Annotated in this window: 17 protein-coding genes and 2 pseudogenes; 16 read left to right on the top strand and 3 right to left on the bottom strand. The window is 40.1% G+C overall.

The genetic code is table 11. The features are described from left to right. Window positions 1-12: 12 nt before the first annotated feature. The 8 genes and pseudogenes from ACWIUE_RS01635 to ACWIUE_RS01600 all read left to right on the top strand — a co-directional run. Window positions 13-285 (top strand): annotated as a pseudogene (locus ACWIUE_RS01635) (glycosyltransferase family 2 protein); the annotation flags it as partial. Between the two features lie 111 nt (window positions 286-396). Further along, window positions 397-709: pseudogene (locus ACWIUE_RS01630) on the top strand (glycosyltransferase family 2 protein); the annotation flags it as partial. A gap of 891 nt (window positions 710-1,600) precedes the next feature. Then, complete coding sequence (locus ACWIUE_RS01625; protein WP_454134266.1) at window positions 1,601-2,404, top strand: glycosyltransferase family 2 protein; 804 nt, start codon at window positions 1,601-1,603, stop codon at window positions 2,402-2,404. Between the two features lie 74 nt (window positions 2,405-2,478). Further along, window positions 2,479-3,735 carry a glycosyltransferase gene (locus ACWIUE_RS01620; RefSeq protein ID WP_454134264.1) on the top strand — a complete coding sequence of 419 codons (1,257 nt, stop codon included), beginning with the start codon at window positions 2,479-2,481 and terminating at the stop codon, window positions 3,733-3,735. Between the two features lie 8 nt (window positions 3,736-3,743). Continuing rightward, window positions 3,744-4,013, top strand: a complete 270-nt coding sequence (locus ACWIUE_RS01615) for a glycosyltransferase (RefSeq protein WP_454134262.1) — start codon at window positions 3,744-3,746, stop codon at window positions 4,011-4,013. Window positions 4,014-4,106: 93 nt separating this feature from the next. Continuing rightward, window positions 4,107-4,310: a 50S ribosomal protein L31 gene (gene rpmE / locus ACWIUE_RS01610; RefSeq protein WP_454134260.1), complete on the top strand. Its 204-nt coding sequence runs from the start codon at window positions 4,107-4,109 to the stop codon at window positions 4,308-4,310. Between the two features lies 1 nt (window position 4,311). Further along, complete coding sequence (gene rsmI, locus ACWIUE_RS01605) at window positions 4,312-5,142, top strand: 16S rRNA (cytidine(1402)-2'-O)-methyltransferase (RefSeq protein ID WP_454134258.1); 831 nt, start codon at window positions 4,312-4,314, stop codon at window positions 5,140-5,142. Beyond that, window positions 5,129-5,986, top strand: a complete 858-nt coding sequence (locus tag ACWIUE_RS01600; RefSeq protein ID WP_454134256.1) for a TrmH family RNA methyltransferase — start codon at window positions 5,129-5,131, stop codon at window positions 5,984-5,986. Before rsmI ends, ACWIUE_RS01600 begins: the two co-directional genes overlap by 14 nt. Here the strand turns inward: ACWIUE_RS01600 and ACWIUE_RS01595 are convergent. Continuing rightward, window positions 5,943-6,182 carry a hypothetical protein gene (locus ACWIUE_RS01595; protein WP_454134254.1) on the bottom strand — a complete coding sequence of 80 codons (240 nt, stop codon included), beginning with the start codon at window positions 6,180-6,182 and terminating at the stop codon, window positions 5,943-5,945. The genes ACWIUE_RS01600 and ACWIUE_RS01595 overlap by 44 nt on opposite strands. A gap of 35 nt (window positions 6,183-6,217) precedes the next feature. Here ACWIUE_RS01595 and ACWIUE_RS01590 point away from each other — a divergent pair, with 35 nt between their 5' ends. Next, complete coding sequence (locus ACWIUE_RS01590; RefSeq protein WP_454134252.1) at window positions 6,218-6,352, top strand: hypothetical protein; 135 nt, start codon at window positions 6,218-6,220, stop codon at window positions 6,350-6,352. Here ACWIUE_RS01590 and ACWIUE_RS01585 read toward each other — a convergent pair. Further along, the gene (locus ACWIUE_RS01585) at window positions 6,324-7,832 is read right to left on the bottom strand and encodes a hypothetical protein (RefSeq protein WP_454134250.1); all 1,509 of its coding nucleotides are present in this window, start codon (window positions 7,830-7,832) and stop codon (window positions 6,324-6,326) included. The genes ACWIUE_RS01590 and ACWIUE_RS01585 overlap by 29 nt on opposite strands. A gap of 375 nt (window positions 7,833-8,207) precedes the next feature. On the opposite strand from ACWIUE_RS01585, the gene ACWIUE_RS01580 reads away from it, so the two are divergent. From ACWIUE_RS01580 to ACWIUE_RS01565, 4 genes are all read left to right on the top strand, one after another. Beyond that, on the top strand, window positions 8,208-9,092 hold the full coding sequence (locus ACWIUE_RS01580) for a hypothetical protein (RefSeq protein WP_454134248.1): 885 nt from the start codon (window positions 8,208-8,210) through the stop codon (window positions 9,090-9,092). Beyond that, the gene (locus ACWIUE_RS01575; protein WP_454134246.1) at window positions 9,086-9,901 is read left to right on the top strand and encodes a hypothetical protein; all 816 of its coding nucleotides are present in this window, start codon (window positions 9,086-9,088) and stop codon (window positions 9,899-9,901) included. The genes ACWIUE_RS01580 and ACWIUE_RS01575 overlap by 7 nt, the downstream gene beginning before the upstream one ends. A 28-nt stretch (window positions 9,902-9,929) precedes the next feature. Further along, on the top strand, window positions 9,930-11,126 hold the full coding sequence (locus ACWIUE_RS01570; RefSeq protein ID WP_454134244.1) for an LL-diaminopimelate aminotransferase: 1,197 nt from the start codon (window positions 9,930-9,932) through the stop codon (window positions 11,124-11,126). Window positions 11,127-11,260: 134 nt separating this feature from the next. After that, window positions 11,261-12,529, top strand: coding sequence for a homoserine dehydrogenase (locus tag ACWIUE_RS01565; protein WP_454134242.1), 1,269 nt, complete (start codon window positions 11,261-11,263; stop codon window positions 12,527-12,529). A 453-nt stretch (window positions 12,530-12,982) separates the two neighbouring features. On the opposite strand, the gene ACWIUE_RS01560 is transcribed toward ACWIUE_RS01565, so the two are convergent. Beyond that, on the bottom strand, window positions 12,983-13,168 hold the full coding sequence (locus ACWIUE_RS01560; protein WP_454134240.1) for a hypothetical protein: 186 nt from the start codon (window positions 13,166-13,168) through the stop codon (window positions 12,983-12,985). A 166-nt stretch (window positions 13,169-13,334) separates the two neighbouring features. On the opposite strand from ACWIUE_RS01560, the gene ACWIUE_RS01555 reads away from it, so the two are divergent. The 3 genes from ACWIUE_RS01555 to cysS all read left to right on the top strand — a co-directional run bounded on the left by ACWIUE_RS01555 (window position 13,335) and on the right by cysS (window position 17,842). Beyond that, window positions 13,335-13,964 (top strand): type II secretion system protein, encoded by a 630-nt coding sequence (locus ACWIUE_RS01555; RefSeq protein WP_454134238.1) that lies wholly within the window; start codon window positions 13,335-13,337, stop codon window positions 13,962-13,964. A 199-nt stretch (window positions 13,965-14,163) separates the two neighbouring features. Beyond that, window positions 14,164-16,332 carry a lipid II flippase MurJ gene (locus ACWIUE_RS01550; protein ID WP_454134236.1) on the top strand — a complete coding sequence of 723 codons (2,169 nt, stop codon included), beginning with the start codon at window positions 14,164-14,166 and terminating at the stop codon, window positions 16,330-16,332. Next, complete coding sequence (cysS, locus tag ACWIUE_RS01545; protein WP_454134234.1) at window positions 16,319-17,842, top strand: cysteine--tRNA ligase; 1,524 nt, start codon at window positions 16,319-16,321, stop codon at window positions 17,840-17,842. Before ACWIUE_RS01550 ends, cysS begins: the two co-directional genes overlap by 14 nt. Window position 17,843: the final 1 nt, after the last annotated feature.

The following is a 17,843-nucleotide window of genomic DNA, read 5'->3' as shown; positions in this document are numbered from 1 at the left end:
GGTTTGGTTAAAATGTTCTCCATCATCATCCCCATTTATAATGTCGAAAAATACATTGCACGATGTTTAACATTTTGTATAAATCAAACTTTTAGCAATATTGAGATTCTACTAATTGATGATTGCGGAAGTGATGATTCTATAAACATCGCGCAATCTTTTGCAAAAAAAGATAAACGCATAAAAATTATAAAAAATCCTTATAATTTAGGATTGTTCCACACAAGAATAGTAGGCGAAAAGCACGCAAAGGGGCATTATATTTTGCCACTTGATGCAGATGACTTTATCTCTCAATTTACCTGCAAGATTTTACATAGGGCGATTTGTGGCACGAATGCTTTTCTAAAAAACATAAAACTTTTTAGAAACATTCTAATTGGGGGGGGGGATTATATGAATAATCCCTGCATTTCAATTATCATCCCCATTTATAATGTTGAAAAATACATTGCACGATGTTTAACATCTTGTATAAATCAAACTTTTAGTAATATTGAGATTTTGCTAATTGATGATTGCGGAAGTGATGATTCTATAAACATCGCGCAATCTTTTGCAAAAAAAGATAAACGCATAAAAATTATAAAAAATCCTTATAATTTAGGCACTTTTAATGCAAGGATGAAAGGCATAAAAGAAGCAAGTGGATATTATTTATTATTTTTGGATGCAGATGATTATTTGGCATTAGATGCGTGCGAAGTGGCATTTGGTGCGGTAGATTTTACAAATGAAACAAATATCGCAGAATCTAACGCAATTTCACAGAATCTAATCGCAGAATCTAACGCAATTTCACAGAATCTAATCGCAGAATCTACCACTTTTGATTTAGATTCTGCGCCAGATATTATCCACTTTAAAACGCATTTTTTAGGCGATAAAAATGCTGGTTTCTTAAATAATCTAAAACATAAAATCCGCTACATTTTGCCATCCCACTTTCCGCGCAAACCTTTGCAAAATGACGAAATCGCCTATAATTTTTTTCTAAAAAGTTATCATTTTCCGCGTTTTACCATTTGGGATAAATGCTATAAAAATTCACTTTTGCAAAAGGCGCACAAGGCACTTTCGCCCATTTCGCAGAATCTCACAATGGCAGAGGATATGCTAAAATTTTTTGCCATTACAAATTTTGCAAAAAGTTGCGTTGGCGTAAATAAAAGACTTTATATTTATTGCCTAAATACCACTTCCGCCACGCAGGATAGCAAAAAGGCAATAGAGCGCATTTCTCAAATGCAACTTGTGCGAAAAGCATTAAAAATACAAATGCAAAACTGCACTTCCAAAATGCACTCGCAAATCGCCCGCACAATGCGTAAAAATCTAAAATCGCTTATGATTTTAGAAATGCGAAATTTTGGCAATTTGCGTGCGTTAGATTCTGCGAATCTGCCACCACAAATCCATAAGTGGGCAAAATCGCTACTAGGGGGGGGGCAGTATAAGTATAATTTGCATTCTGCCATTTTATTTGCAAGTTTGCTTTATTTCGCTTGTATTTTGGAAGCGAAATCTCACCTTTATTCGCATTTTTGCCTACATTATAAGTTTTGGAGTTATCAAACTTTAATTCTTTTTAGGAAGTGCTATGCTTCCTAAAATCTCCATCATCACAGCGACACTAAACTCTGCTAAAACGCTTCTCCGCACGATAGATTCTGTGCTGTTGCAGGAATATAAAAATATCGAGCACATTATAATCGATGGCAAAAGCGATGATGGTAGTTTAGCGATTATCCAAAATGCGCATAAATTATACGAGCAAAAAGGCATTTCCTTAATATTTATTAGTGAGAGTGATAAAGGCATTTATGATGCGATGAATAAGGGGATAAATCTCGCAAATGGCGAAATTGTGGGATTTTTAAATGCAGATGATTGCTTTGCTTCGCCACATATTGCAAATCTCATTGCTTGGGGATTTAGCAAACCAAATGCGGTGGATATCATTTACGCAGATATTTGCTATGTAAATAAAAGTGGCAACATAGCGCGAAATATGTGCGGCACTTTGCCTCGCGATGCTAATTTTATGCGTGGATTTCACCCAGCACATCCTAGTTTTTATGCGAGGCGGGAAGTGTTTGCGCGATATGGGGCATTTGACTTGCGCTATAAGATTAGCGCGGATTATGATTTGATGCTTCGCTTTTTGTTTAAATATAAATTAAAAAGTCTTTATATTGATGAAATTTTTGTGAAAATGTCGCTTGGTGGCACTTCAAATAAAAGTCTTAAAAATATCATCAAAGCAAATTTAGAATGCTTGCAATCCGCCAAAGAAAATGGCGTAAAATGCGCTTCTATCGCCATTTTGCTAAAAATTATCTCAAAACTTAAAGATATAAATTACCGCACTTTATTTGCCCCCCCCCCAATTTGCATTAAATAGCACTAAATTCGCGGAATCTACGCTAGATTCTGCGAAATATTATTTAGATTCTGCGAATTTAGCAAGGTGGCATTATGCTGCCTAAATTTTATCTTTTGGGCGATTGTGCGCCAAATAATCCATCCGCCATTAGCAAAGAGCAGATTCTGCGATGGGAGAATGAAGGCATTATAAAATATTTAGGCGTATTTAGCGATGTGCGGGAAATTATCGCGCTATGTGATTGCATTATTTTGCCTAGTTTTTATAAAGAGGGAGTGCCTCGCATAATGTTAGAAGCACTCGCCTTTAAAAAGGCGATAATCACCACAAACACCGCTGGTTGCAAGGAATGCGTGGCGTCGCCTTTAAAAGAAAGCGATGATTTTTATATCGGGCAAAATGGCATTTTAGTGCCAATCAAAAATAGCACTGCGCTAAAAAATGCCATAAATTATTTATGCGAAAATCCGCACTTATTGCAACAAATGGGCGAAAATGGCGCAGAGTTTGTAAAAAAGTTTGACATCAAAAATATTATAAAAATTTATCAAAAAACTATCTTTAATTTATTGCCACATAGCACGCAAATCGCAGAATCTGCGCCAGATTCTGCGATTCACACAAAAATCGCAGAATCCAATAAAAATCTCGTCTTTATCTCAAATACCTGCTTTGGAATGTGGAATTTTCGCCTCCCTATTTTAAAATCCCTGCAAAATGATGGTTATAAAATCCACATTATCGCGCCATTTGACAGCGCATCGCAGAATCTGGCACATTGCGGTTTTACTTTGCATAATATAAAAATTGATTCAAAAAGTCTAAATCCGCTCAAAGATTTAAAAACTGCAATGCAGATTTATCGCATTGTGCGTAAAATTCAACCAAAAATGATTTTTTGCTATACGATTAAATGCGTGATTTATGGGAGTTTTATCGCAAATATGCTAAAAATCCCAAATATCGCTGTAATCACGGGACTTGGATATGTATTTATTGGCGATAATCTTAAAAAACGCATTTTGCAAAAAATCGTTTGCAAAATGTATCAAATCGCTTTATTGCAAACAAAGCAAGTGTGGTTTTTGAATAATGATGACAAAAGTGAATTTATAAAACGCAAAATTATCGCAGAATCTAGCGCGTTTTTGCTAAATAGCGAGGGGATTGATTTGGAACATTTTAATCCAAACTTTACGCCAAAAAGGGAGGTTTTGCCACCCAAAAAAAAGGGCGAAATCCGCTTTGTGCTAATTGCTAGAATGCTTTGGGATAAAGGTGTGGGCGAGTTTGTAGAAGCAGCAAAAATGATAAAAGAAGCAAATATCGGGGGGGGGGGATTGACATAAAATTTTATTTGCTTGGAAACTGCGATGTGAATAATCCATCCGCCATTAGCAAAGAGCAGATTCTGCGCTGGGAGAATGAAGGCACTATAAAATATTTAGGCGTATTTAGCGATGTGCGGGAAATTATCGCGCTGTGTGATTGCGTGGTGCTACCTAGTTATAAAGAAGGGATGCCACGCATAATGTTAGAAGCACTCGCACTTGGCAAAGCGATAATTACCACAAACACCGCTGGGTGCAAGGAATGTGTGGAGTTGCCTTTAACAAAAAAGCGATGAATTTTTTAAGTGCGTTTAATAATTTTTTAAACAAAATTTTTGTAAAATCCGCACTTTTTATCGAAAATTTATCACAAATCGAAAGGCAGACAAATGAAAAAAGGCATTCACCCACAATATGTTCCCTGCAAAGTAACCTGCGTTACGAGCGGACGGACAATCGAAGTTTTAAGCAACAAAAGCGAAATGAAAGTCGATATTTCGAGCTTTTGCCATCCATTTTACACAGGTAGCGACAAAATTACCGACAGCGCGGGACGCGTGGAAAAATTCAAGCAAAAATACAAAATGAAATAATTTGGTTTATTTAGTCCCTACGCCCATTGGCAATATCGCTGATATAAGCCTCCGTGCGCTCCAAACGCTTGAATCCTGCGATGAGATTTTGTGCGAAGATACGCGAATCGCAAAAAAACTCATCGCACTTCTCAATGCGCGTGGATTACTAAAAAAGGCGGATTTTAACTACACTTCGTTTCATTCACATAATGAAATTGCGCGTCTTGCGCAATTTGGCACGGATTTTTTTGCTAAAAATGTCGCGTTTTTAAGCGATGCGGGAATGCCCTGCATTAGCGACCCGGGTGCGAAATTAGTAGCGTTTTTGCAAAAAAATGATATTGCTTATAGTGCGGTAAGCGGTGCGTGTAGCGTAGTTTTAGCTTACGCATTGAGTGGATTTGAGGGCGGATTTAGCTTTTTGGGATTTGCCCCGCATAAGCTAAATGAAAAGCGCGTTTTTTTGCAAAACGCGCTTCAATCGCCACTGCATTGCGTTATCTTTGAATCGCCAAAGCGCGTTTTGGATTCGCTAAAATTGCTATGCGAATCTGCGCCAAATAGGGCGATTTTCATCGCAAAAGAGCTAACCAAAATGCACGAAAAATTCTATTTTGGCGAGATTGGCGCGGTTTATGAAAAATTGCAAGGTGAAAATCTAAATGGCGAATGGGTGCTTGTGGTGCAAGGTGCGGAGAATTTGAGCAATTCAAAAGAGAGTAGGGGGCTAAATAAAATCGACATTAAAAACTTAGACATTCCGCCCAAAATCAAAGCAAAATTACTAGCAAAAATCGATGGGCGCAGCGTCAAAGAATGCTATGATGAGATATTAAATGCGAAAAAATAATGCGTCATTGCGAGGCGCACGAGCAAAGCGAGTGCAACGAAGCAATCCAAATTATGAGAGCAAAATAGATTGCCACGATTCTGCTTCGCAGAATCTCGCAATGACAAACAAGAAAAGCGCAGAATCTCGCAATGACAAAATAGATTCACGCGAATCGCACACAAAAAATCCCTTCATTATTTACGGCAAACAGCCCTGCCTTTTTGTGCTTGAAAATCACAGCGATTTGATTAAGGAAATCTATTTTGGCAAGGACATTGATAGGGCGATATTTGCGCGATTTGCAAGGCTTCAAAAACCCATAATCCGCGCTGATTTTAAAAAAATGCAGAGTTTGGCAAAGGGTGGCAATCATCAAAATTTCATTTTGCGCGTAGAGCAGGGCGAATCTACATATAAAAAATTTAGCGATTTTAGCAAGATTCTCGTGCTTGTGGGGATTAGCGATGTGGGGAATATCGGCGCGATTTTTCGTAACTCTCTTGCGTTTGGCGTGGAGTGCATTATTTCGACAAACGCGCTAAATTTAAGTGGCGTTGCGCGGAGTAGTAGCGGGGCGTTTTTTGGTGTCCCGCATATCATTTATAAAGATTATTTGAGTTTGGCAAATGAGCTAAAAATGGCGCATTTTAGCCTATTTGGCGCGGATATGAGTGGGGAAAATCTTGCGTCAAATTTCGCAGTCCCGCAAAAATGGGCGTTATTTTTAGGAAGCGAGGGCGAAGGGCTACCAAAGCGACTTTTAGGGCGAATGGACTTAAATTTAGGCATAAAAATGCAAAACTTTGATTCGCTAAATGTCAGCGTAGCAGCGGGAATTTTGCTGTATGAGCTAACGAAGTAGATTCTGCGAATCGCATAAAAATCGCAGAATCTTTGCAAAAACCCGCACTAGATTCTTCGAAACAAACAAAAATCGCAGAATCTAAAATAATTTTACCCACCCCCCTTGCCCCCTCCGCAAGGGAGGGGGAATAAAAAGTAAAGTCCTCATTGCAAGGGATTGGGAAATTTTTCGCAGAATCTTTGCAAAAATCCACACTAGATTCTGCGTTTCACGCTTTAAATTGTCATATTGAGCGTAGCGAAATATCTCACAAATAATAGAGATTCTTCGGTCGCTTCGCTCTCTCAGAATGACAATATAAAATCGCAGAATCCGCAAAAAAATCCACAAAACTCTACCTCACCACAAAAATATAACTTCTAAGCGGATATTTGAAAATATTTTGATGCCCCAAAATATCGTGCTTCGCGCCAAAAATTGCTTTATTTAGATATTTTATCATCGGTTTTAGCGCAAAGTAGGGCAGAGTAGGGAAGTCGCTTGTGAAAAGCAAGTCATATTTTTGCCCTAAATCCTCCAAGCGATTTTCATAAATTGTCGTGTTATTTAGGATGATTAAATCGCCCTTTTGCGGGGTGCTAATCGCAAGAGAGTTCTTTAAAGTCCAAGCACTTTTTAAATCAAGCGAAAAATCCTTTAAATTCGCCTCTTTTGTGCGTAAATCAAAGTCTTTTGCGCCATATAATTTTTGCAAATATTCGCCAAAATACGAGGCATACCACTCCGCATACATTTCCCGCCCGCGCCCGATGCCATCGAAGTAAATGTTTGTTTTGGGGTGCGAATTTATGTAACTTGCGGTTTTTTCTAGCGTTTGGTGGAACTGCACGCCCATCGCCTTTAAATTTATCATCGTGTAAATGCCACTTGGCATATTTGAGGTAAAAAATAGCGCGAGGGAGGCAAAAAGAGCGATTTTTACAAAGATATTTTTAAAGTATTTTTTGGTGAAATAAATCGCACTCGCCCCACCTAAAACATAGCAGGGCAAAAGATAATAACTCTCAAAAATCGCTAATTTCATAAACACCGCAAAATAAATCACCGCCCCGCCCAAAAATGCGTCAAAATACACTTCTAGCGCTTCTTTTTTAATCAAAATGCCATAGATTCTGCGAAGTGCGAGAGTTGAGAGAAAAATCACTATCAAACTATCATTTATGCCATAGTTTGCAAATCCTCTCATCGTCTCTAACGCAATATCCGTATTTTCCGTAAATCTGCCGTAATGTTTCCCCATATTTGGGAATATTAAGATGAGATATAAAAGCGCGTAAAGTGCGCCACTGCATAAAATCAACAACGCATATTTTGCCAAAAAAAGATTTTTTGCTTTTATGCTATGCGCTAAAAATATCGCTCCCACCGCAAATGCAACGAGGAAAACGGGTTCTTTAAAATACAGCGCGATATTTAGCGCGATAATGCCAAGCAAAAAGTGGGATTTGCGATAAATCACAAAGTAACTTGCAAACATAAAAACGCAAAGAAAAATAATTAGCAACTTTTCAGGATAGCAAATGCCAAAATTCACCACGCAAAATCCATAAGATAGGCACAGCGCAATCACAAAAAGTTGATTAAAAATAAAATTTGCATTTGTAAAGTGCAGAATCTTTGCATAAATAAAGGCAAAAATCGCCACGCCAAGCGCATTTACGCTAAAAAATAAATATGGCGATGATGAAATTTGCATTAAAAAATTCAAATCCTGCAATCCAAAAATCCAAAATCGCCCGATTTGCGGATTAAACTGCTGGTCTAAAATGGGAGATTTTTCATAGATTTTCAACCACATCCAAATATCATCCAAGTTAAATGTGTAGCGCGAAAACGCCACCAAAATAGCACAATAAAATAGCAGGAAAATCGCTAAAAGTCCGTATTTTTGGAGGTGGATTCTGCGATTTGGTGCATTTGACTTCGCAGAATCTAGCGTAGATTCTACGAAATGTGCGTAGGGTGCAGAATCTAGCGTAGATTCTGCGAAATGTGCGTAGGGTGCAGAATCTAAATGAAATGCAGTGGATTCTGCGAAATTTACATTGCGGCGGTTACTCTCTCTCTCTCTCTCTCTCTCGTGGCGTTTGGCGTTGCTAGCATTTTAATCCTTTGGTGAAAAATCAGGCAAAATTTTAGCATATTTTATAAAATTCGCAGAATCTGGCATATTTTTTGCTAAAATTCTGCTTTATTTCATAGAAAGGGCGCAAGGGCGATGAAATGTATTGATGAGTTGCAAAAAGTGGGCGTTGAGAAAATCGCTAGTAAGACGCGAATCACGCAAGAAAAAATCACAAATATTCTAAATTACAAATACGAAGCTTTCAATAAGGCGCACGCACGGGGATTTACGCAGATTATCGAGCGAGAGTTTGAAGTGGATATGAGCGAGTGGATGGAGGCGTTAAACAACTACCACAGCGAGCCAAAGGCGCAAGATGAGCTTATCAAAGAGATAGAAAATATAAAAGTTGAGAAAAAAGATAAATCAAATGTGATTTTAGTCGCCTTGCTTGTGGCGTTTGTGGTGATTTTTGGTGCGCTATTTATATATAAAAACTTTATTGCGGAATCTAGTGTGGATTCGGCGGATTCTGTGGTGGCTTTGAGCGAAAATGGGGCGAATTTGGCGAATGATTCTACTGAAAATGACACAGATTCTGCGATAGATTCGGCGAATATCACAGATTCTGCGATAGATTCTGCGGATTCTACAAATGAAAATGCGCTAGATTCGGCGAATCACACCCAAAATACGCTAGATTCAGCAAATCCCGCAAACGCAACAACAATCATAATCCCCGCTGAATCTACCTTTAACGAACTCACAATCATCCCAAATGAGCCACTTTGGGTAGGCATAATCGACTTAAAAACGCACAAAAAGCAACAATTCTCAATCGACAAAAAGCGCACATTTACCCTAGATGATGATAAGATTATCCGCACGGGGCATAGTTTTTTTAGCATTGATGCGCCAAACTTCAAAAGAGAATTTTTAGGCGGCAACCAAAAATATTTGCTTTATAAAACCGAAAGTGGCGTCACAGAGCTCACACACAAGCAATTTTTAGAATTAAATAAGGGCGAAGAATGGTAAGAGTGCTATTTTTGGCAATCCTGTTTGCCACGCTAAATGCGCAAAATCTAAGTCCATTAGATGAAAAAATCATAAATCTAATCGGCGAGGCGGACTACAATCGCAATAAAAGTTTCATAAATAAGATTTTTGCCCCGCAGAGCAACTTTTATCAAGGTGGCAATTTGGATATTTATCAAGTGATTTCTTTGCTACAAAATAATGGATTGTTAAAGTTGAAGTTTGCTTCACCGCGCGAGTTTAGTGCCGTTTTTGTCGCGCAGAGTAGTCCGCTTTTATTGCTAAAAACGATAAATCAAAGTTTGAGCTATATGGGATACTCTTACTTTATCCCTAGCGAGGCGGATTATGAGAGCGAAGTCTCCAAAATCCGCATTTCGCTAAATACCGAGCATATTATTGACCCTATTATTTTGCTAAATGAGTTGCAAAAAAGCGGTTTTGTCGCGGTGAATGTGAATCGCATTTCGCAAAATGAGTGGGAGTATCATCTAAATTTGGCGGATTCAAAAATCCAAAATGCGACATTTTTGGCAAAGGGTAATAATCTAAACATTATCGAAGTTAGTGGGCAGTATTGGCTTGAAGTGGGGAGCTTGGGGCGATTAGAAGTCAAAAGCATTGCGAACAAAAGCTTTGCCCCAAAGATTGTCTTTTTTGATAGAAATTTAAATATTTTAGACATTCAGCAATTAAGCCGCCGCAGGGACTTTAACATTAGCATTATCGAAAATACGAAGTTTGTGAAAATTAGCGATTTAGCACCAAATAGCAACTTAAAGGCGGGATTAAATGTGCGTTTGCGATAGCGCAGAATCTTAAATAGGGGAGGGCGAAATGTTTAGCGAAATCGAATTTGAAAAAATCAAAAGATTGCCAAAATATGTCTTTGCCGCAATCAATGAGATAAAGCTAAAAATGCGCCAAAATGGCGAAGATGTGATTGATTTTAGTATGGGTAATCCCGATGGTGCGACACCACAACATATCATTGACAAACTATGCGAAGCAGCGAATAAGCCCAAAAATCACGGATACTCCGTTAGCAAGGGCATTTACAAGCTCCGCCTTGCGATGAGTGATTGGTATAAGCGCAAATACGGCGCAAAGCTAAACCCTGATACCGAGATTTGCGCGACTATGGGGAGCAAAGAGGGCTATGTTCATCTCATTCAAGCAATCACAAACGCAGGGGACAATGCGATTGTCTGCTCTCCGGCATATCCTATTCACTACTACGCTTTTATTTTGAACGGCGCAAATGTTATCAATCTGCCGATAAAATGGGACGCTGAAATGGTTTTGGATTATGATGCGTTTTTTAGCGATTTGCAAAATCTGCTTCGCAACGCCTATCCAAAGCCCAAATTTTTGGTGGTAAATTTTCCGCACAATCCCACTACGATTGTCGTGCATAAGGATTTTTATGAAAAATTAGTCGCGTTAGCTAAAAAAGAGCGGTTTTATATCATTAGCGACATTGCCTATGCGGAGCTTTGCTTTGGGGATTTTAGGACGCCTAGCATTATGGAGGTAAAGGGCGCAAAAGATGTCGCAGTGGAGACTTACACGCTTTCAAAAAGCTACAATATGGCTGGGTGGCGCGTAGGCTTTGTGGTGGGCAATAAAAAGATGATTGAAGCGTTGCAAAAAATAAAATCGTGGTTAGATTACGGGGCTTACACGCCTACGCAGATTGCCGCTACAATCGCGCTAAATGAAAACCAAGATTGCGTAGAGGCGATTAAGCAAAAATACGAAAAACGCGCCGAAGTTTTGGTGTCCGCCTTTAATGCTGCTGGGTGGGACATCGCAATGCCAAAGGCGACTATGTTTATTTGGGCGAAAATCCCGCAAAAATTCGCGCATTTGGGAAGTTTGGAATTTTGCAAAAAAGCATTGCAAGAAGCAAAGGTGGCATTTAGCCCGGGCATAGGTTTTGGCGAGAGTGGCGAGGGATTTGTGCGAATTGCGTTAATTGAAAATGAAAAGCGCATTCGCCAAGCGGCAAAGAATCTTAAAAAAATGACTTAGATTCTGCGTCACATTGTCATTCTGAGTGAAGCACGAAGTGCGAAGCGAAGAATCTCTATTTTTTTTTGAGATTTTTCGCTGCGCTCAAAATGACAAATCGCAGAATCTAAAAAATAAAACTTAAAGGCAAAACTTTGAAAACCATAAATATCGGCATTATAGGATTAGGAAATGTTGGAAGCGCGGTAGTTGAGCTACTTTTGGCAAACAAAGATGTGATTTCTGCGCGTGCTGGGGCAAATATCATCATAAAAAAAGGCGTGGCAAAGGACATTAGCAAGTTAAAATCGCAAATCCCTTTGAGCCAAAATATTGATGACATTTTGGATGATGATGAAATAAGCGTGATAATCGAGCTTATGGGCGGTGTAGAGCAAGCCTATCAAGTCGCAAAAAAAGCTTTGCAAAAAGGCAAGGCGTTTATCACCGCAAATAAGGCAATGCTTGCTTATCATCGTTATGATTTGATGAATATTGCGCAAGATTCGACAATCTGCTTTGAGGCAAGTGTAGCGGGTGGAATCCCTATAATTAAGGCTTTGCGCGATGGTTTGAGCGCGAATCATATCCAAAATATTAGAGGCATTTTAAATGGCACTTGCAATTACATTTTGACAAAGATGACAAATGAAGGCATAAGCTTTGAATCCGCGCTAAAAGAGGCGCAGAGTTTGGGCTACGCAGAGGCGAATCCTAGCTTAGATATTGACGGATTTGACGCGGCACACAAGCTAGTGATTTTGAGCTCTATTGCATTTGGCATCGACACAAAGCCTGAAAATATCCTAATTGAGGGCATTTCTGGCATTTCGCAAGATGATATATTTTTCGCAAAAGAGTTTGGCTACACGATAAAACTACTTGCCATAGCCAAAAGGGTAGGGGAGGAAGTAGAGATTCGCGTCCATTTGGCGATGATTGACAGCGATGAGATGATTAGCAAAGTGCAGGGCGTGATGAATGGCATTAGCGTCATCGGCGATAGGGTAGGGGAGACTATGTATTATGGCGCAGGTGCGGGAGGCAATGCGACTGCAAGTGCGGTAGTGGGCGATTTGATAGAAATCGTGCGTGGCAAAAGTGCGCCTATGCTGGGATTCAAAGCACCTTTGGGACGCGGATTAAAGCTAAAAAATATCGATAGCATTGAGAGTAGATACTATCTGCGCCTAAAAGTCGCGGACAAAGCGGGGACTTTGGCAAAAATCACTGCGGCACTCGGAGCGCACAATATTTCGATAAAAATGCTAATCCAACGCGAATCGCTTGATAAAAAAGAGGCGATTTTATTGCTCTCCACTCACAAAAGCAACGAATCCGATATGAAAAAGGCTATCGATTCGCTATGTGCGCTTGAAGTGGTGAGTGAAAAGCCTTTTATGATACGAATCGAAGAGGATTAAATGGCGTGTTTGTCTTTTAGCGGATTTCGCGGGAGCTAGAAAAATTCTCCATTGTCATTTTGAGCGAAGCGAAAAATATCTAAAATAACTCGTCATTGCGAGGTGTTTGAGCAATAGCGAAAACAACGAAGCAATCTATATTAAATCCGTCATTCTGAGCGAAGTGCGAAGCACATAGCGAAGAATCTCTTTTTAGATTCTGCGATTCTGCATTAGATTCTGCGTTTTGGTATGATTCGCAGAATCTAACGCTGAAATTTAACGAATTTGCAGAATCTAATATTTAAGATTCTGCAAAATGGCAAAATCGCAGAATTTAATATTTTTGCGCCAAATATCCAAATTTTTATAAAATCGCAGAATCTGCGTTAATTTTAGGTATTTGCCAAAATCCACTATATTTTAGTATTGAAAACCACAATTTTCAAACTTTTACATAAAAACACTACTCTATTATTCGCGCATTAGATTCTGCGAATTTTTGTGATTTTGCGGTAGATTCTGCGAATTTTTGTGCGAATCGCAGAATCTAGTGCGCCATTTCGTCATTGCGAGAGAATGAGCGAATGCGAATTCTCGTGGCAATCCACATATTAGATTCTGCAATTCGCAGAATCTAACACGAAAATTTCCACACAAAACCTCAAAATTCCTCCAAAAATCCCAAAACCACCCAAAAATCATTACTAAAAGTTACAAAAATCGTTTTTTTTTTTTTTTTATTTTGCAAAATTTATTTTGTATTTACTAACTATTTGTCAAAATTCACTCGTTTCATCAAAATTTAATTTTCAGGAGGTTCAAAATGAAACGAAGTGGTTTTAGTATGATTGAGTTGGTATTCGTTATCGTAATACTTGGTGTTTTGGCGGCGGTGGCGGTGCCTAGATTTGTCGCAACTAGGACAGATGCGCAGGTAGCAACTGCAAGAAGCGACTTGGCAAGCGCACAAAAGGCGATTGTGGCGAAAGTCTTTGCCGATAATATCGACCCTACGCAGAGCAAAGCACCAGATCCAAATAAACCAGTCGCAGGGCAAACTCCAAGCAAAGATTGGGGTGATTGGATAATCGAAGTGGCAGGATTGGATGGCGCAAGGTGGCAGAAACCAAATGGCGGTAATTTACCAGCAAATAGAACCGCAATAGGACGAGATATACCGGGCGAAAGAACAGTGCAACCAATAGGTAACACCATCCAAGGTGGAAAGGCGATGAAGGGCGGTTGCGGTGCTATTTTGGGTATCGATACGACTGATGGCATTATGGTTTTTGCGCCAAATAATTCAGGACAAAATAACGGACATAACACCGGCATATCTGCAAATGCTGCAAATAACGACTTTTGCTCTTTGCTTCGCAAAAGCTATGAAAGCTCTGGTGGCGTAGGCAATAAATTAGTCCCACTTGCTTCAACAGGCACGGTGGAATTCTAATTCTTTTTAATTCTACTTTCTCCCCCGCAAGGGGGAATTTAGATTCTGCGAAATTTGTAAAATTCGCAGAATCTCTCCAAATCGCAGAATCTACAACGATAATTTCCACAAAATTATTATAAAATCCGCATTTTAATCAAATCGCAGAATCTGCCACTAAATCATTCGCAGAATCTGCCACCAAAATTAAGGATTGCCCTTGTTTAAAAAAGCGTTTTTGACGAATAGTAGCGGGATTTTGTGTTCGCGTGTGTTTGGATTCTTGCGGGATTTGAGTATGGCAAGTGTGCTAGGGGCTGGGATTTACAGCGACATATTTTTTGTGGCGTTTAAGTTTCCAAATCTCTTTCGGCGCGTGTTTAGCGAAGGTGCTTTTACGCAGAGCTTTTTGCCTAGCTTTATTGCCACGCGCAAAAAAGGGCAGTTTTGCGTGGCGATTTTTGGGATATTTTTTGCGTTTTTGGTGGTGTTTAGTCTCATCGTATGCGCGTTTAGCGGGTTTTTTACCAAAATTTTGGCCTATGGATTTGATGAGCGCACAATCGCCCTTGCAAAGCCCATCGTAGCGATAAATTTTTGGTATTTATGCCTAATTTTTAGCGCGAATTTTTTTAGCTCACTTTTGCAGTATAAAAATAATTTTTGGGTGAGTGCCTACAACACCGCGCTTTTAAATATCGCAATGATTGTCGCGCTCTTTGTGGCGCGGGATAAGGACGCTTATACAATCGTGTATTTTTTGAGCTATGGCGTTTTGGTGGGCGGAGTGTGTCAAATTTTGTTGCATTGCTATTCGCTGTATAAATTGCGATTTTTTGCGCTGTTTAGGCTAGGTATGCGTGATATTTGGCGCAATTTGTCTTTAACTTCCCCCTCCCTTGCGGAGGATTCACCCACATTTTCCCCCTCCATTGCGGAGGATTCACCCACATTTTCCCCCTCCCTTGCGGAGGGGGACAAAGGGGGTTGGTTAAAGTCTGAAAATATTAGTGGTGCAAAATTTGCAAATGCAGAATCTACCCACCCCCTAGCCCCCTCCGCAAGGGAGGGGGAACAAAATGCAGATTCCGCGATTCACACAAAAAGCGCAGAATCTACTTCACTTCGTCATTGCGAGGCACGAAGTGCCGAAGCAATCCAAACAAACAATAATATAGATTGCCACGATTCTGCTTCGCAGAATCTCGCAATGACGAAAAAAATGCAGAAAATCGCAGAATCTAGCGCAAAATCGCAGAATCTAAATAGAGATTCTTCGCCTACGGCTCAGAATGACAAAATGGATTGCCACGATTTTGCTACGCAAAATCTCGCAATGACGAAAAAAATGCAGAAAATTGCAGAATCTAATACAGAATCTAACGCAGAATCTACCCACCCCCTAACCCCCTCCGCAAGGGGGGGGGAACAAAATGCAGATTCTGCGAATCGCACGAAAAACGCAGAATCTACCCCCTTTTCGTCATTGCGAGGCAGTGGCGAAGCCACAACGAAGCAATCCAAAAAAAATAATAATATAGATTGCCACGATTCTGCTTCGCAGAATCTCGCAATGACGAAGAGTAATGCAGATTCTGCGAATCAAACGCAAAATCTACTGCAAAAGACAAACGCGCAAAAAGACATAAAATCCTTTTTTGCTCAATTCTTCCCTGCCCTACTCGGTAGCTCCACTGCGCAAATCGCGTCCTTTATCGATACACTTTTGGCGTCTTTTTTGGTAAGTGGGAGCGTAAGCTATCTTTACTATGCAAATCGCATTTTTCAGCTCCCACTCGCGCTTTTTGCCATCGCCACAAGCACGGCACTTTTTCCAATGGTGGCAAAATCTTTACGCAACGGCAATGAATCGCAATCACTAACATTACTCACAAAAGGCTTTTGGCTACTCATCTTTGCTTTGAGCGTGTGCGTGGTGGGCGGGATTATGCTAAAAGATGAAATTATTTGGCTACTCTTTGAGCGCGGGAAATTCACGCGCACAGACACGATTCAAGTCGCAAATGTCTTTATGGCTTATCTCATCGGACTTTTGCCCTATGGTTTGGCGCGAATCTTTGCGCTGTGGCTTTATTCGCTAAAAAGACAAGCGCAAGCCGCCAAAATCTCGGCAATCTCGCTATTTTGTGGCGTCCTCTGCTCTATTGTGCTAATGCAATTTTTTGGCGCATTTGGATTGGCGTTAAGCTCATCGATTGCTGGATTCATTCTCTTTGCGCTTACAATTCGCGCCTTTGGATTTGCAAAGTTTCGCAAAATCATCGCAAAACCCAAATTTTTTGTCTATCTTATAATCTTACTTTGTGTAGAATGCGGAATTTTATTTTTGGTAAAAACGATTTTAGGAGAATTTTATGCAGTTGTTTGATAGCGCAAAAAAGGTAAAAGTGCATTTTGAGCCAATTCGCAAGGGCGAGGCGCGAATCTATCTTTGCGGTCCCACGGTCTATGACAATGCGCATTTAGGACACGCACGAAGTGCCATCGCCTTTGATTTACTATCGCGAATCTTGGAGGCAAACGGATACAAAGTCATTTTTGTGCGAAATTTTACCGACATTGATGACAAAATCGTGCGAAAATGCGCCGAAGTAGGCAAAAGTGCGGAGGAAATCACAAAAACCTACATTGCAAATTATTTGCGCGATATGGAGGCTTTGGGCGTGAGGAGAGCGAATTTAGAGCCAAAGGTTAGCGAAAATTTGGAGGCGATTTTTAAAATGATAGATTCGCTACTCGCCAAAAATCTCGCATACAAAACGCGTAACGGCGATATTTATATGCGTGTGAGCGTGGATTCAAAGTATGGCTCTTTAAGTGGCAGGGCGGATTTGGAAGCGCAGATTTCGCGAATCGGCGAAAATGAGCAAAAAGAGGACGCGCGGGATTTCGCGCTGTGGAAAGCTTTTGAAGAAGGCATAGCTTATGAATCGCCCTACTCTCGCGGACGCCCGGGTTGGCATATCGAATGTAGCGCGATGATTGAGACGCATTTGGCATATCACGATTCGCCCTACTCTATCGACATTCACGCGGGTGGAAGCGATTTGCTTTTCCCGCACCACGAAAATGAAGCCTGTCAAAGTCGCTTGGCAAATGGCGTAGAACTTGCAAAATATTGGATTCACAACGGCTTTGTCAATATCGACGGCGAAAAAATGAGCAAATCGCTGGGAAATAGCTTTTTTATCTGCGATGCGTTGAAACACTATGATGGAGAGATTTTGCGCTACTATTTGCTAAATACGCATTATCGTGCGCCACTGCATTTTAGCGATGATGATTTGAAAAATAGTAAAAAACGCTTGGATAAGCTGTATCGATTCAAGCAAAGAGTGTGCGGGATTTTGGGCGAATCAAACATTTGTCATTCTGAGCGAAGCGATAGCGTAGCGAAGAATCTCAAAAACAACAAAAGAGATTCTTCGCCTACGGCTCAGAATGACAATTTTAGCGCGGATTTTGGCGAATCAAATGCGATTGATGAAAAATTTAGGGGCGAATTTTTGGACGCGCTAAATGATGATATGAATATCAGCATTGCTTTAAGCGCGGTGGATTCGATGATTTCGGCGTATAACGAAAACTTTGACAAAAATCCAAAGGACAAAAATTTAGATTTGGCGCAAAAGGCGCGTGGCAATATCGCCTACATTGTGGAGATTTTAGGCGTGGGCGCGAAAAATCCTATCGATTATTTTCATTTGGGTGCGGATAGTGAAATGCAAAAATATATCAAAGCACAAATTGAGCTACGAAATGACGCAAAAAAGGCGAAAAATTACGCACTTGCCGATAAAATCCGCGATGACTTAAAGGCAAAAAATATTCATTTGTTGGACACAAAAGACGGCGTCATTTGGGAATACGGGGGATAGC

The organism is Helicobacter sp. 23-1045 (assembly GCF_053654655.1).
Note: the sequence above shows the minus strand (reverse complement) of the source record. Positions and strands in the feature narration are given on the sequence as shown.

Coding starts and splice junctions, on each gene's coding strand:
- ACWIUE_RS01625 (WP_454134266.1), top strand. CDS start 1,601: ATGCTTCCTAAAATCTCCATCATCACAGCGACACTAAACTCTGCTAAA.
- ACWIUE_RS01620 (WP_454134264.1), top strand. CDS start 2,479: ATGCTGCCTAAATTTTATCTTTTGGGCGATTGTGCGCCAAATAATCCA.
- rpmE (WP_454134260.1), top strand. CDS start 4,107: ATGAAAAAAGGCATTCACCCACAATATGTTCCCTGCAAAGTAACCTGC.
- ACWIUE_RS01600 (WP_454134256.1), top strand. CDS start 5,129: ATGCGAAAAAATAATGCGTCATTGCGAGGCGCACGAGCAAAGCGAGTG.
- ACWIUE_RS01580 (WP_454134248.1), top strand. CDS start 8,208: ATGAAATGTATTGATGAGTTGCAAAAAGTGGGCGTTGAGAAAATCGCT.
- ACWIUE_RS01575 (WP_454134246.1), top strand. CDS start 9,086: ATGGTAAGAGTGCTATTTTTGGCAATCCTGTTTGCCACGCTAAATGCG.
- ACWIUE_RS01570 (WP_454134244.1), top strand. CDS start 9,930: ATGTTTAGCGAAATCGAATTTGAAAAAATCAAAAGATTGCCAAAATAT.
- ACWIUE_RS01555 (WP_454134238.1), top strand. CDS start 13,335: ATGAAACGAAGTGGTTTTAGTATGATTGAGTTGGTATTCGTTATCGTA.
- cysS (WP_454134234.1), top strand. CDS start 16,319: ATGCAGTTGTTTGATAGCGCAAAAAAGGTAAAAGTGCATTTTGAGCCA.